At 68.4% G+C, this 13,162-nt stretch carries 14 protein-coding genes and 1 pseudogene; 12 read left to right on the top strand and 3 right to left on the bottom strand.

Translation table 11 applies throughout. The annotated features are described in order from the left end of the window. A pseudogene (locus tag MVA01S_RS24420) lies at positions 1-621 on the top strand (mycofactocin biosynthesis glycosyltransferase MftF); the annotation flags it as partial. After that, entirely contained in the window at positions 622-2,043 is a 1,422-nt protein-coding gene (gene mftG / locus MVA01S_RS24415; RefSeq protein WP_003929581.1) for a mycofactocin dehydrogenase MftG, read from the top strand. On the opposite strand, the gene MVA01S_RS24410 is transcribed toward mftG, so the two are convergent. After that, on the bottom strand, positions 2,018-3,595 hold the full coding sequence (locus MVA01S_RS24410; protein WP_003929580.1) for an MFS transporter: 1,578 nt from the start codon (positions 3,593-3,595) through the stop codon (positions 2,018-2,020). The two genes, mftG and MVA01S_RS24410, sit on opposite strands and share 26 nt — an antisense overlap. A gap of 115 nt (positions 3,596-3,710) precedes the next feature. Between MVA01S_RS24410 and MVA01S_RS24405 the strand changes: the two genes are divergently transcribed. Then, on the top strand, positions 3,711-4,331 hold the full coding sequence (locus MVA01S_RS24405; protein WP_003929579.1) for a TetR/AcrR family transcriptional regulator: 621 nt from the start codon (positions 3,711-3,713) through the stop codon (positions 4,329-4,331). Here the strand turns inward: MVA01S_RS24405 and MVA01S_RS24400 are convergent. Continuing rightward, positions 4,297-5,559 (bottom strand): cytochrome P450, encoded by a 1,263-nt coding sequence (locus MVA01S_RS24400; protein WP_003929578.1) that lies wholly within the window; start codon positions 5,557-5,559, stop codon positions 4,297-4,299. The genes MVA01S_RS24405 and MVA01S_RS24400 overlap by 35 nt on opposite strands. 72 nt (positions 5,560-5,631) lie before the next feature. Continuing rightward, positions 5,632-6,894 (bottom strand): cytochrome P450, encoded by a 1,263-nt coding sequence (locus MVA01S_RS24395; RefSeq protein ID WP_003929577.1) that lies wholly within the window; start codon positions 6,892-6,894, stop codon positions 5,632-5,634. A 70-nt stretch (positions 6,895-6,964) separates the two neighbouring features. On the opposite strand from MVA01S_RS24395, the gene MVA01S_RS24390 reads away from it, so the two are divergent. The 9 genes from MVA01S_RS24390 to rpsC form a co-directional block, all read left to right on the top strand. Then, positions 6,965-8,539, top strand: a complete 1,575-nt coding sequence (locus MVA01S_RS24390) for a carboxylesterase/lipase family protein (protein ID WP_003929576.1) — start codon at positions 6,965-6,967, stop codon at positions 8,537-8,539. 377 nt (positions 8,540-8,916) lie between these two features. Next, positions 8,917-9,222 (top strand): 30S ribosomal protein S10, encoded by a 306-nt coding sequence (gene rpsJ, locus MVA01S_RS24385; protein ID WP_003883485.1) that lies wholly within the window; start codon positions 8,917-8,919, stop codon positions 9,220-9,222. Positions 9,223-9,235: 13 nt separating this feature from the next. Continuing rightward, positions 9,236-9,892, top strand: a complete 657-nt coding sequence (gene rplC, locus MVA01S_RS24380) for a 50S ribosomal protein L3 (RefSeq protein WP_003929575.1) — start codon at positions 9,236-9,238, stop codon at positions 9,890-9,892. Beyond that, entirely contained in the window at positions 9,889-10,557 is a 669-nt protein-coding gene (rplD, locus tag MVA01S_RS24375) for a 50S ribosomal protein L4 (protein WP_003929574.1), read from the top strand. Before rplC ends, rplD begins: the two co-directional genes overlap by 4 nt. After that, on the top strand, positions 10,557-10,859 hold the full coding sequence (rplW, locus tag MVA01S_RS24370; RefSeq protein WP_003929573.1) for a 50S ribosomal protein L23: 303 nt from the start codon (positions 10,557-10,559) through the stop codon (positions 10,857-10,859). Before rplD ends, rplW begins: the two co-directional genes overlap by 1 nt. Before the next feature lie 23 nt (positions 10,860-10,882). Next, on the top strand, positions 10,883-11,719 hold the full coding sequence (gene rplB / locus MVA01S_RS24365; RefSeq protein ID WP_003929572.1) for a 50S ribosomal protein L2: 837 nt from the start codon (positions 10,883-10,885) through the stop codon (positions 11,717-11,719). Between the two features lie 11 nt (positions 11,720-11,730). After that, the gene (gene rpsS / locus MVA01S_RS24360) at positions 11,731-12,012 is read left to right on the top strand and encodes a 30S ribosomal protein S19 (RefSeq protein WP_003892827.1); all 282 of its coding nucleotides are present in this window, start codon (positions 11,731-11,733) and stop codon (positions 12,010-12,012) included. Further along, positions 12,013-12,480 (top strand): 50S ribosomal protein L22, encoded by a 468-nt coding sequence (rplV, locus tag MVA01S_RS24355; protein ID WP_003929571.1) that lies wholly within the window; start codon positions 12,013-12,015, stop codon positions 12,478-12,480. It abuts the gene before it with no gap. After that, on the top strand, positions 12,480-13,162 hold a 683-nt coding region (gene rpsC / locus MVA01S_RS24350), incomplete at its 3' end, for a 30S ribosomal protein S3 (protein ID WP_060941724.1). The genes rplV and rpsC, both read left to right, overlap by 1 nt.

Here is a 13,162-nt window from a genome sequence, read left to right as displayed (position 1 = left end):
AACGAGGCGGGCGCCCGTCTGCGTTACGAGCCGATCGCGACCGTGGCCCACGACCATCGCACAGAATTGCGAAAGTGGTTCACCCGCAAGTCTTTCTACGGGAGTTCAGCGGCGCCGCTGACGATGCGCCATCCCGGAAAGACCGCGCCGCTGGTGATCTCGGGCTGGACGCTGGTGGTGTGGATGCTGGTCGCGCTCGGTTCCGGGATCGGGTACGCGGCATCGATCGCGGTCGCGGCGTTGACCGGTCGCAGGATCGCGAAGTCGCTGTCGAGCGTGCAGACCGAGCCCATGGAGGTCGCGGTGGTGGCCGCGCAAGGGCTGGGGTCGGCGGCGCTTCAGTTGGCGTCGGCGATCTGCCGGCACTACTGGCCGCTGGCGTTGGTCGCGGCGGTGCTGTCGCGCCGCTGTCGCCGGGTGGTCGTGGTGGCCGCGGTGCTCGACGGCGTGTTCGACTGGGTCACCCGACACGGCCACGCCGACGACGACACCAAACGGGTCGGGTTGCTCACCCACCTAGCGCTCAAGCGGCTCGACGACATCGCCTACGGGCTCGGCCTGTGGGCCGGGGTGATCCGCGAGCGCAACGCCGGCGCCCTCAAGCCGCAGATCCGGACCTAGGTGCGCGTTCTGATCGTCGGTGCCGGCAGCGCGGGATCGGTACTGGCGGAACGGATTTCCGCTGTGGATGGCTGCCATGTCACGGTGGTCGAAGCCGGGCCGGGTCCGTTTGATCCCCGCGTGGGCACCCAGATCACCGACGGGTTGCGGCTGCCGATCGGGTCGGCCAGTTCGGTGGTGCGGCGCTATCGGACGACGCTGACCGACGACCCCCGGCGGCACGCCGAGATCATGCGCGGGGCGGTGGTCGGCGGGTCGGGGGCGATCAACGGCGGGTACTTCTGCCGCGCGCTGCCGACGGACGTGGACGGGTGGGGCGTGCCCGGCTGGAGCTGGTCCGACGTGCTGCCGCATTTCGTCGCGATCGAGAACGACCTCGACTTCGGCGCCCCACCGCACGGGTCCGCAGGACCGATCACGGTGCGCCGGGTCGCTGAATTCGACGGCTGCACAGCATCTTTCGTACGCGCCTGCCGCGCGGCGGGGTTCGGGTGGATCGAGGATCTGAACGGATCGACCCCAGGGCACCCGCTGCCGCCGGGGGTCGGCGCCGTACCGCTGAACATCTACGGGGGCACCCGGGTCGGGCCGGGGGGCGCGTTTCTGCAACCGGCGCTGCAGCGGCCCAACCTCGCGCTGCGGCCCGACACCCGGGTGCGTCGGTTACGGTTCTCCGGCGGGCGGGTGGTGGGCGCGGACTGTGTCGGACCAGACGGGCCTGCGACCCTGACCGCGGACCGCGTCGTGCTCTGTGCGGGCGCCATCGCGTCGGCCCAGCTGCTGATGGTGTCCGGCATCGGACCGCAGCGGGTACTGGCCGCGGCGGGTGTGGACGTCGAGATCGATCTGCCCGTCGGCGTCGACACCGTCGACCATCCGGAGTGGGTGCTGCCGGTGAATTGGCTTCCCACCCATGGTGTCCCGCCGCTGGAGGCGGTGCTGACCACCGGCGACGGGCTGGAGATCCGGCCGTACACCGCGGGATTCGGCGCGATGACGACCGGGGACCGCGCAGACCCGGCCGATCAGCCGCATCTCGGGGTCACCCTGATGCGGCCGCGCTCACGCGGCCGGCTCGCGATCGTCGCGGCCGATCCCGACGTCCCCCCGGTCATCGAGCACCATTACGACAGTGAGCCCGCCGACGTGGAGCTGCTCCGCTCGGGGACCCGCCTCGCGCACGAACTCGCAGGCGCCACCGTGCAATCCGAGGCGTCCTGGGCGACATCGCAGCACCTGTGCGGTACCGCGAAGATGGGCGCCGTGGTCGACGAACGGTGCCGGGTGTACGGGGTGGACAACCTGTGGGTGGTGGACGGGTCGATACTTCCCGACATTCCCAGCCGGGGGCCGCACGCGACGATCGTGATGGCCGGTCACCGCGCGGCGGAGTTCGTCAGCTCGGCTTACGCATCCGCCTGATGAGCGCCCACTGCCGTCCGTCGCGGCCGGGGGCCCAGATCGCGGTGAATACCGACCCGACGAGCAGCAGGATCGCCAGCACGAGCAGCGCCAAGCTGGTGGCGTGCATGAACGCCTCCTGGGCGAGTCGGGACAGCGCAGCGCCCTGCGGGCCCATCTGCTCGGCGACCGACAACGCGTGCGCGAGCGAATCGGTGGCGGTGGCGCGGACCGACTCGGGGAACGCGTCGAGCTTCGGGGCCAGCGCGTTGTGGTAGACGGCGGCCAGGATGGACCCGGCGACCGCGATCCCGACCGCGGCGCCGACTTCGCGGGTCGCGTCGTTGACCGCCGAGGCCACCCCCTGCTTCTCGTCGGGCACCGCGTTCATGATCGCCGAAGTCGTTGGCGCCGTGCACAGTCCGATACCCGAGGCGGTGATGATCAGCGGCCACATCAGATCCAGGTATGTCGAGTCGGCGTCCAGGAAGCGCATGCAGAACAAGCCGACTGCCACCAGCAGCAGGCCCACGCTGACCGCGAACCGCAGTCCCACCTTGGGCAGATACAGGTGCAGGGTGGCGCCGAGCACGAGTACCGGAAGGGCCAGCGGGGACAACGCGAACGCCGTCTCAAGCGCGCTGTAGCCCATCACCAGCTGCATGAACTGCATCTCGATGAAGAAGAACCCGAAGTTCGCGATGAACAGGAACGTGATGCCGGCCGCGCCGGTCGCGAAATCGGGCCGCCGGAACAGCCGCACGTCCAGCAGCGGGTGCGCTCGGCGTAACTGCACCAGCGCGAACAGCCCGGCCAGCACCACCCCGGCCACCAGGCAGCCCACCACGATCGGGTCGGTCCAGCCGCGCACGGGCGCCTCGACCACGCCGAGCACGAACACCGCGATGGCGGTGCCGATCAGTGCCGCGCCGACCCAGTCGATGGGGGCGGCGGTCTCGTCGCGCGAGGACCCGATGGTGCAGGTCGCCACGAACATCAGCAGCGCGCCGCCGGCGAACATGTAGAAGATCGACTGCCACGAGAAGTACTGCAGCAGAATGCCGGTGCCGAGGAATCCGAACACCGCTCCAGAGCCCGCGACACCGGCCCAGATGCCGACGGCCTTGTTGCGCTCGGACCTCGGGAACGCCGCGGTCAGCAGCGACAGCGTGGCCGGCATGATGAACGCCGCACCGACGCCGGCGACCGCCCGCGCGACGATGATCTGCGTCGGGCTGTCGAACATCACCGGTGCCACCGAGGCCAGGCCGAAGATCGCGAGCCCGACCAGCAGCGCTCCCTGCCTGCCGTACCGGTCCCCGATGGCACCGGCCGGCAGCAGCAGGCACGCCAGCGCCAGGGTGTAGCCGTCGACAATCCAGGTCAGCTGGGCCTGGGTTGCGGAGGTCTGCAACGCGATGTCGGGCAGCGCGGCGTTGAGCGCCACCATCGACGCGATCACCATCAGCACGTCGACACTGGCCACGGCGAGCAGCCAGACGCGCCGGTGTCCGGACAGGCTGGTGGTGTCGGCGCCGATATCCTGGTCGGTACGCGGGACGGTGTCGACCATGTCGTCTCTTTTCGGCAGAAGTTCGAGACCGACAGTCTCAGAAGTTCAAAACGAGACTAACAGTCTCGTAGCAAGACCAGTAGTCTTGTTCCCACTTCGGAGGTGAGGGAAACGCATGAGCGCCGAAGGTGGCGATCCCCGGCCCGCCCGCTCCCGCGCGCGGCTGCTGGATGCTGCGACGGCACTGCTGCGTGCGGGCGGACCGAGCGCGGTCACCGTGGACGCGGTCACCCGCCAGGCCAACGTGGCCCGGGCGACCCTCTACCGGCACTTCCCCAGCGCGAACGACCTCGTCGCGGCGGCGTTCATGCGGCTGATCCCGCCGCCGCCGATGCCGCCGGAGCAGGGCAGCCTGCGCGATCGGTTACTGGCGATCGTGGTGGAGTGGGCCGACTCGATCGCCGAGGCGCCCATCACGCTGACCGCGATGGCGTGGCTGTCGCTGGGACCGGACATGAGCGACGTGCCCAGCGTCGGTGCGCACACTCTGCGCGAACACATCGCCGAGCAGTACGCCGCGCCGTTCGACGCCGTGTTCGACAGCGCGGATGCCGCGGATCGTCTCGGCAGCGTCGACCGCGCCAAGGCGCTGTCCCTGCTCATCGGTCCGCTAGCGTTCGGCCGGATCAGTACGCTCGCCGACTTCGACTACCGGGAGGTCGCCATCGCCGCCGTGGACGGCTTTCTGGCGACGACCGCGCTCAGCGCACCGAGTACCGAATCGGCAGGTGCTTGAGCCCGCCGACGAACGTCGTCGCCGACAGCTCGGGCTCGCCGGCCAGTTCGATGGACTCCAGACGCGGGATCAGTTCGGAGAACAGGCTGTTCATCTCCATCCGGGCCAGCGCGGCGCCGAGGCAGAAGTGCACGCCATAGCCGAAGGCGACGTGCTTGTTCGGGTCGCGGCCGACGTCGAAACGGAACGGCTCGTCGAAGACGTCCTCGTCGCGGTTGCCTGACACGTAGGCCAGATACACCGACTCGCCCTTGGCGATCGGCACCCCGCGCACCTCGGTGTCCTCGGCCGCGGTGCGCATGAACTCCTTGACCGGGGTGGTCCAGCGGATCATCTCCTCGACCGCGGTGCCCATCAGCCCGGGATCGCTTCTGAGCCTGGTCATTTCGCCGGGATTCTCGATCAGCGCGTGTAGACCGCCCGAGATCGCGTCCTTGGTGGTGTCGTGGCCGGCGCTGGCGACGATGACGTAGTAGGACAGCGTATCCATGTCCGACATCGGCTCGCCGTCGACGAGGCCGTTCGCGATCGCCGAGGCCAGATCCTCGGTCGGGTTCTCGCGCCGTGACGCCGTCAGCGCCGAGAAGTAGTTGAAGAAGTCGGTCAGCACGGCCATCTGCTCCTCGACCGTGGCACCGCGCTTGTACTCGTCGTCGTCGCCGCCGAACATCTCCTGGGTCAGCATGTGCATCCGGCCGAAGTCCTCTTCCGGCAGGCCGAGCAGCGACAGGATCACATAGAGCGGGAAGTTCACCGCGATGTCGGTGACGAAATCGCACTCCGGGCCGATGTCGCGCATCGTGTCGACGTACCGTTTGGCGAGCTCGTCGACGCGAACCTTCAAGTCCCGCATGGCTTTCGGCCGGAACCAGTCGGCGCCGATCGTGCGCACCTTGCGGTGGTGCGGGTCGTCCATGTGGATCAGGGTGCGCAGCCCGATCCCCATCTCCTGCTGAGCCTTGCCGATGTCGTCAGCCTCGGCGGTGGCCAGCAGTGGGCGGGGCGCCGACAGGAACAGGTCGTTGGCGCGTTCGATCGCCATGATGTCGGCGTGCTTGGTGATCGCCCAGAACGGCCGGTACGGCCCGTGTTCGACGTAGGCGACGGGGTGGTGCGCCCGCAGATGTGACAGGGCGGCGTGCAGTCGGGCGTCGTCGGCGTAGGCCTTCGGATCAGCCAGCACCTTCGCCGCTTCCAGCGAATCCCGGTCCATCGTCGGTGTGCTCACGGGGCTCCTCACAGACTGTGCTTGACGGGTGTCAAGCACAGCCTATGTGATGGGCGCCACTGTGGCGGGAAATCAGCGCAGCGAGTACCGGATCGGCAGGTGCTTGAGGCCGCCCACGAACGTCGTCGCCACCCACTCGGGCGTGCCCGCCAGCTCGATGGAGTCCAGCCGCGGGACCAGTTCGGTGAAGAAGCTGTTGGTCTCCATCCGGGCCAGGGCCGCGCCGAGGCAGAAGTGCACGCCGTAACCGAACGACAGGTGCTTGTTGGGGTCGCGGCCGACGTCGAACTTGGCCGGCTCGGCGAAAACGTCCTCGTCGCGGTTGGCCGACACGTAGGACAGCAGGACCGACTCGCCCTCCTTGATCGGCACACCGCGCACCTCGGTGTCGGCGGTGGCGGTACGCATGAATTCCTTGACCGGGGTGGTCCAGCGGATCATCTCCTCGACCGCGGTGCCCATCAGCGACGGGTCGGCTTTCAGCCGCGCCAGCTGATCCTGGTTCTGGATCAGCGCGAGCAGGCCACCCGAGATCGCCGCGCTGGTGGTGTCGTGGCCCGCGCTGGCGACGATCACGTAGTACGACAGGCAGTCGATGTCGTTGAGGTACTCGCCGTCGAGCTTGGCGTTGGCGATCGCCGAGGCGAGGTCCTCGGTCGGGTTGGCGCGGCGTTCGGCGGTCAGCGCGGTGAAGTACCGGAAGAAGTCGGTGATGACCTCGTGCAATTCCTGGGGGCTCTTGCCGCGGGTGAACTCATCGTCGTCCCCGCCGAACATCTCCTGGGTGAGTTTGAGCATCCGGCCGAAGTCCGACTCGGGCAGACCGAGCAGCGACAGGATCACGTACAGCGGGAAGTTGACCGCGACCTCCTGGACGAAGTCGCACTCGGAGCCCGTCTCGACCATGCGGTCGACGTAGATCTTGGCCAGTTCGTCCACGCGGGTCTTCAGCGCGCGCATGGCCTTGGGGCGGAACCAGTCGGCGCCGACCTTGCGGACATCACGGTGCAGCGGGTCGTCCATGTGGATCAGCGTCCGGATGCCGCCGCCGGCGGCGAGGTTGGCCTGGGACAGATCGTCGGTGGCGGAGGTGACCAGCATCGGGCGCGGCGCGTTGATCCACAGCTCGTTGTCGCGCTCGATATCCATGATGTCGGCGTGCTTGGTCACCGCCCAGAACGGCCGGTAGTCCGGCACGTCCACGTAGGTCACCGGCGCGTGGGCGCGCAGATGTGCCAGGGCGGCGTGCAGACGCTCCTCGTCGGCGTAGGCCTTCGGGTCGGCCAGAACCTTCGCGGCGTCACTGGCTGCTTCGTCGATAACCGGCGTACTCATGTGCCCTCACTCGCATTGACTTGACGGGTGTCAAGTAAAGCACATGTGACCGGCGCTACTCTCGATGATCATGCCGATCCGACGGTTCGCGATGCTGGCCGTGCTGTTGCTGCTGGTCGCGTGCGGTGGCGCCGAATCGGTCACGCCGGCCGACGACGATCCCGCGGTCGTGCAGACCACGGCCGGGGCGGTCCGTGGCGCGGTCTCCGAGGATCACCGGCTGTTCGCCGGAATCCCTTATGCCGCACCGCCTGTCGGGCCGCTGCGGTGGCAGGACCCGCGGTCGGCGTCGTCGTGGCAGGGGGTCAGGGAGGCTACCGCTTTCGGCCCGCGGTGTATGCAGGACCTGGCCGGTGACCTAGAGCTCGGCCGGCAGACCGACGAGGACTGCCTGAACCTCAACGTGTGGACGCCGGCCGGTGCGACCGCAGAAGCCGACGACCCCAGGCCGGTGATGGTGTGGATCCACGGGGGGTCGTTCGTCGCGGGCAGCGGCGGTATCTACGACGCGCGCCGCCTCGCCGCCCGCGGCGACATCGTGGTGGTCACGCTGAACTACCGGCTCGGCGCGCTGGGTTTCCTGGCCCACCCCGCACTCGGGGCCGCCGGCAGTACCGGCAACTACGGACTGGCCGACCAGCAGGCCGCGCTGCGTTGGGTGCGCGACAACATCGCGAACTTCGGCGGCGACCCGGACCGCGTCACGGTCGCGGGGGAGTCCGCGGGCGCGATGTCGGTGTGCGACCACCTCGTCGCACCCGACTCGCAGGGGCTGTTCGGCGCCGCGATCATCATGAGCGGGCCGTGCCAGGCCCAGCTGGCGCTGCCGGTGGCCGAGCAGCGCAGCATCGACTACGCCGCCCAGGCGGGCTGTCCGGATCCGGCCACCGCCGCCGACTGCCTGCGCGCGTTGCCTGCCAACGAGCTGCGCACGCCCGTCTGGTACTACGACATCGGCGAGGACCAGCTCAGCGGTCCCGTCACCGGTACGCCGGCCCTGCCGGACGATCCGGTGACCGCGTTCGGCGCGGGCCGTGCGGCGCAGGTCCCGGTGCTGATGGGCACGACCCGCGACGAGTGGACGCTGTTCGTCGCACTGCAGCATCTGCGGGGCAGGACCTACAGCGCCGAGGAGTATCCGCAACTGCTGGCGGACACCTTCGGGGCCGACGCACCGGCGGTGGCCGCCCGGTATCCGCTCGCCGACTATCCCCACGTCGCCCTCGCCTACGCCGCGACCGTCACCGACGGCGTGCTCGCGTGTCCCAACGCACGGTGGGCCCGGGAGTTGAGCCGGGACGCAGACGTCTTCTTCTATGAGTTCGACGACCGCGACGCGCCGGCACCCGAGCCGCTGCGCACGCTGCCGTTCCCGGTCGGGGCCAGCCACTCGCTGGAACTGCGCTACCTGTTCGACGTCGGCGGCGCACCGCCGCCGAACGCCGCGCAGGTCAGGCTCGGCGACCAGATGGTCGACCAGTGGTCGGCGTTCGTGAAGACCGGCGACCCGCACGTCGGCGACCTGCCCGGCTGGCCGGAGTTCGGCGCGGCGGGGGAGGTCCTGGCGCTGCGGGCCGACGGCAGCCGGACGGCGGACGACTACGCTCGGGCGCATCGGTGCAGCTTCTGGGACGGTCTGCGGTAGGTCCTCCCGACTGTGGGGGTTGTGCTCGGCTGCGGGCCGTTTTGCGTGCACAAGGCCCACGCTCGCGCGCTCCACCAGGGATTTGGAGCACGCCCAGATCTGAGGCATACTGTTCGGGTTGCCTTGAGCCGGGGCGGTGTGCTTTCACACCGGGTCGGTGCAGGCATGCGACCAGTGCCCCTAGCGGGGCATATCCGGTCCTCAACCTCGATCGCGACGAATTCAGCCGCGTAAGAGTGTGCGAACGGGCGACACACCCGACCGCGTGGACCGGTGAACCAGAGACAGGTAAACAGCGGCGGCACAGCCAGGCCCATGGTCATCAGGGATGTCCATGGGCACCGGGGAAAGCCCGTTAGTAGTGAGGTAGGAGAAGCGTGGCGGGACAAAAGATCCGCATCAGGCTCAAGGCCTACGACCATGAGGCCATTGATGCCTCTGCGCGCAAGATCGTCGAGACGGTCACCCGGACGGGAGCCAGTGTGGTCGGCCCGGTGCCGCTGCCGACCGAGAAGAACGTGTACTGCGTCATCCGGTCCCCGCACAAGTACAAAGACTCGCGGGAGCACTTCGAGATGCGTACGCACAAGCGGCTGATCGACATCCTCGACCCCACGCCGAAGACGGTCGACGCGCTGATGCGTATCGACCTGCCGGCCAGCGTCGACGTCAACATCCAGTAGGAGAACCAGAACCATGGCAAGAAAAGGCATTCTGGGTACCAAGCTGGGCATGACGCAGGTGTTCGACGAGAACAACAAGGTCGTGCCGGTGACGGTCGTCAAGGCCGGGCCCAATGTCGTGACGCGCATCCGTACCCCGGAGCGTGACGGTTACAGCGCCGTGCAGCTCGCCTACGGCGAGATCAGCCCGCGCAAGGTGAACAAGCCGGTCACCGGTCAGTTCGCCGCTGCCGGTGTCAATCCGCGCCGCCACCTCGCCGAGCTGCGGCTCGACGACGAGGCCGCCGTCGCGGAGTACGAGGTCGGCCAGGAGCTGACCGCGGAGATCTTCGCCGACGGCGCGTTCGTCGACGTGACCGGCACCAGCAAGGGCAAGGGCTTCGCGGGCACCATGAAGCGGCACGGCTTCAAGGGCCAGGGCGCAAGCCACGGCGCGCAGGCCGTGCACCGTCGACCCGGCTCGATCGGTGGCTGTGCCACCCCGGGCCGCGTGTTCAAGGGCACGCGCATGTCGGGCCGGATGGGTAACGACCGCGTGACGACCCAGAACCTGAAGGTGCACAAGGTGGACGCCGAGAACGGCGTGCTGTTGATCAAGGGCGCCATCCCCGGACGCAACGGTGGACTGGTGGTTGTCCGCAGCGCAATCAAGCGAGGCGAGAAGGCATGACACTGAAAATTGATGTCCGCTCCCCGGGCGGAAAGACCGACGGCAGCATCGAGCTGCCCGCCGAGTTGTTCGACGTGGAGCCCAACATTGCGCTGATGCACCAGGTCGTCAACGCGCAGCTGGCCGCCAAGCGTCAGGGCACCCACTCGACCAAGACCCGCGGTGAGGTCTCCGGCGGCGGCAAGAAGCCGTACCGGCAGAAGGGCACCGGCCGCGCCCGTCAGGGCTCGACCCGCGCACCGCAGTTCACCGGTGGTGGCATCGTGCACGGCCCGAAGCCGCGCGACTACAGCGAGCGGACCCCGAAGAAGATGATCCGCGCCGCACTGCGCAGCGCCCTGTCTGACCGGGCCCGCAACGACCGCATCCACGCGGTCACCGAGCTGATCGAGGGTCAGACCCCGTCGACCAAGAGCGCGAAGTCGTTCCTGTCGACGCTTCTGGCCGATCGCGCGGCCGGAAACAACAAGGTGCTCGTGGTGATCGGCCGGGCCGACGAGGCCAGCGCGTTGAGCGTGCGCAATCTGCCCGGCGTGCATGTGATCTCGCCGGATCAGTTGAACACCTACGACGTGCTCAAGGCCGATGACGTGGTGTTCAGCGTCGAGGCACTCAACGCGTACATCGCAGCGAACACCAAGCAGGACCAGGAGGTGTCGGCCTGATGGCTAACGTGACCGATCCCCGCGACATCATCTTGGCGCCGGTGATCTCGGAGAAGTCCTACGGGCTCATCGAGGACAACGTCTACACGTTCATCGTGCACCCGGACTCGAACAAGACCCAGATCAAGATCGCCATCGAGAAGATCTTCAAGGTCAAGGTCGATTCGGTGAACACGGCCAACCGGCAGGGCAAGCGCAAGCGCACCCGCACCGGTTTCGGCCAGCGCAAGGCCACCAAGCGCGCCATCGTGACGCTGGCGGCCGGAAGCAAGCCCATCGACCTGTTCGGAGCGCCGGCCTAGCCGGCAGGGAGACCCACAGAATCATGGCAATTCGCAAGTACAAGCCGACGACCCCGGGTCGCCGCGGCTCGAGCGTCTCCGACTTCGCCGAGATCACCCGTGATCATCCGGAGAAGTCGCTGGTCCGTCCGCTGCACGGCCGCGGTGGCCGCAACGCGCACGGCCGGATCACCACCCGGCACAAGGGCGGCGGCCACAAGCGCGCCTACCGGGTGATCGATTTCCGTCGCCACGACAAGGACGGCGTCAACGCCAAGGTCGCGCACATCGAGTACGACCCCAACCGCACCGCGAACATCGCGCTGCTGCACTACCTGGACGGCGAGAAGCGCTACATCATCGCGCCCCAGGGCCTGAAGCAGGGCATGATCGTCGAGTCCGGCGCCAACGCCGACATCAAGCCGGGCAACAACCTGCCGCTGCGCAACATCCCCGCAGGCACGCTGATCCACGCCGTGGAACTGCGTCCGGGCGGCGGCGCGAAGATGGCCCGCTCGGCCGGCGCCTCGATCCAGCTGCTGGGCAAGGAAGGCACCTACGCCTCCCTGCGTATGCCCAGCGGTGAGATCCGCCGCGTCGACGTGCGCTGCCGCGCCACTGTCGGCGAGGTCGGCAACGCCGAGCAGGCCAACATCAACTGGGGCAAGGCCGGCCGGATGCGGTGGAAGGGCAAGCGCCCCACCGTCCGCGGTGTCGTAATGAACCCGGTCGACCACCCGCACGGCGGTGGTGAGGGTAAGACCTCCGGTGGCCGCCACCCGGTGAGCCCGTGGGGTAAGCCCGAGGGCCGCACCCGCAAGCCGAAGAAGGCGAGCGACAAACTCATCGTCCGTCGCCGGCGCACCGGCAAGAAGCGCTAGGGAGTAAAGCGATGCCACGCAGCCTGAAGAAGGGCCCGTTCGTCGACGACCATCTGCTCAAGAAGGTCGACGTCCAGAACGAGAAGAACACCAAGCAGGTCATCAAGACCTGGTCCCGTCGGTCCACCATCATCCCCGACTTCATCGGGCACACCTTCGCCGTCCACGACGGTCGCAAGCATGTCCCGGTGTTCGTCACCGAGGCGATGGTCGGGCACAAGCTGGGCGAATTCGCCCCCACCCGGACCTTCAAGGGTCACATCAAGGACGACCGGAAGTCCAAGAGGCGCTAAATGACTACAGCGATTGAGTATCCGTCCGCGACGGCCAGGGCGCGCTTCGTGCGCATCTCGGCCACGAAGGCGCGCCGTGTCATCGATCTGGTCCGCGGCAAGACCGTCGAGGAAGCCCTCGACATCCTGCGCTGGGCCCCGCAGTCGGCCAGTGAGCCGGTCGCCAAGGTGATCGCCAGCGCCGCCGCCAACGCGCAGAACAACGAGGGACTGGACCCGACCACGCTGGTGGTCGCGACCATCCAGGCCGACGAGGGCCCCACCGCCAAGCGCATCCGGCCCCGCGCCCAGGGACGGGCGTTCCGGATCCGCAAGCGGACCAGCCACATCACGGTGATCGTTGAGAGTCGCCCCCAGAAGAAGCAGGGTGCTTCGGCTTCGGCGGCGCGCGCGCGTCGTGCGCAGGCCAGCAAGGCTGCGTCTTCCAAGACCGCAGCAGCCGATAACTCGAAGGAGGGCTCGGAGTAGTGGGCCAGAAGATCAACCCGCACGGCTTCCGACTCGGTATCACCACCGGCTGGAAGTCCCGCTGGTACGCCGACAAGCAGTACGCGGACTACATCAAGGAAGATGTCGCGATCCGCAAGCTCCTGGCCACCGGCCTGGAGCGCGCCGGCATCGCCGACGTGGAGATCGAGCGCACCCGTGACCGCGTTCGGGTGGACATCCACACCGCGCGTCCGGGCATCGTGATCGGTCGCCGCGGCACCGAGGCCGACCGCATCCGCGGCGACCTGGAGAAGCTCACCGGCAAGCAGGTCCAGCTCAACATCCTCGAGGTGAAGAACCCCGAGTCGGTGGCGCAGCTGGTCGCCCAGGGTGTGGCCGAGCAGCTGAGCAACCGTGTGGCGTTCCGCCGCGCGATGCGCAAGGCGATCCAGTCGGCGATGCGCCAGCCCAACGTCAAGGGCATCCGGGTGCAGTGCTCGGGCCGTCTCGGCGGCGCCGAGATGAGCCGGTCGGAGTTCTACCGCGAGGGCCGCGTGCCGCTGCACACCCTGCGGGCCGACATCGACTACGGCCTCTACGAGGCCAAGACCACCTTCGGCCGGATCGGCGTGAAGGTCTGGATCTACAAGGGCGACATCGTCGGTGGCAAGCGCGAGCTGACTGCCGCCGCACCCGCCGCGGACCGTCCGCGCCGTGAGCG

Source organism: Mycolicibacterium vaccae NBRC 14118 = CIP 105934, assembly GCF_001552715.1.
Classification (GTDB): domain Bacteria; phylum Actinomycetota; class Actinomycetes; order Mycobacteriales; family Mycobacteriaceae; genus Mycobacterium; species Mycobacterium vaccae.
Note: the sequence above shows the minus strand (reverse complement) of the source record. Positions and strands in the feature narration are given on the sequence as shown.

Bases quoted from the DNA above. Each gene is read 5' to 3' on its own strand.
- rplW (WP_003929573.1), top strand. From the start codon at position 10,557: ATGGCTAACGTGACCGATCCCCGCGACATCATCTTGGCGCCGGTGATC.
- MVA01S_RS24390 (WP_003929576.1), top strand. From the start codon at position 6,965: ATGCCGATCCGACGGTTCGCGATGCTGGCCGTGCTGTTGCTGCTGGTC.
- rplB (WP_003929572.1), top strand. From the start codon at position 10,883: ATGGCAATTCGCAAGTACAAGCCGACGACCCCGGGTCGCCGCGGCTCG.
- MVA01S_RS24405 (WP_003929579.1), top strand. From the start codon at position 3,711: ATGAGCGCCGAAGGTGGCGATCCCCGGCCCGCCCGCTCCCGCGCGCGG.
- MVA01S_RS24410 (WP_003929580.1), bottom strand. From the start codon at position 3,595: ATGGTCGACACCGTCCCGCGTACCGACCAGGATATCGGCGCCGACACC.
- rplC (WP_003929575.1), top strand. From the start codon at position 9,236: ATGGCAAGAAAAGGCATTCTGGGTACCAAGCTGGGCATGACGCAGGTG.
- rplD (WP_003929574.1), top strand. From the start codon at position 9,889: ATGACACTGAAAATTGATGTCCGCTCCCCGGGCGGAAAGACCGACGGC.
- rpsS (WP_003892827.1), top strand. From the start codon at position 11,731: ATGCCACGCAGCCTGAAGAAGGGCCCGTTCGTCGACGACCATCTGCTC.
- MVA01S_RS24395 (WP_003929577.1), bottom strand. From the start codon at position 6,894: ATGAGTACGCCGGTTATCGACGAAGCAGCCAGTGACGCCGCGAAGGTT.
- rplV (WP_003929571.1), top strand. From the start codon at position 12,013: ATGACTACAGCGATTGAGTATCCGTCCGCGACGGCCAGGGCGCGCTTC.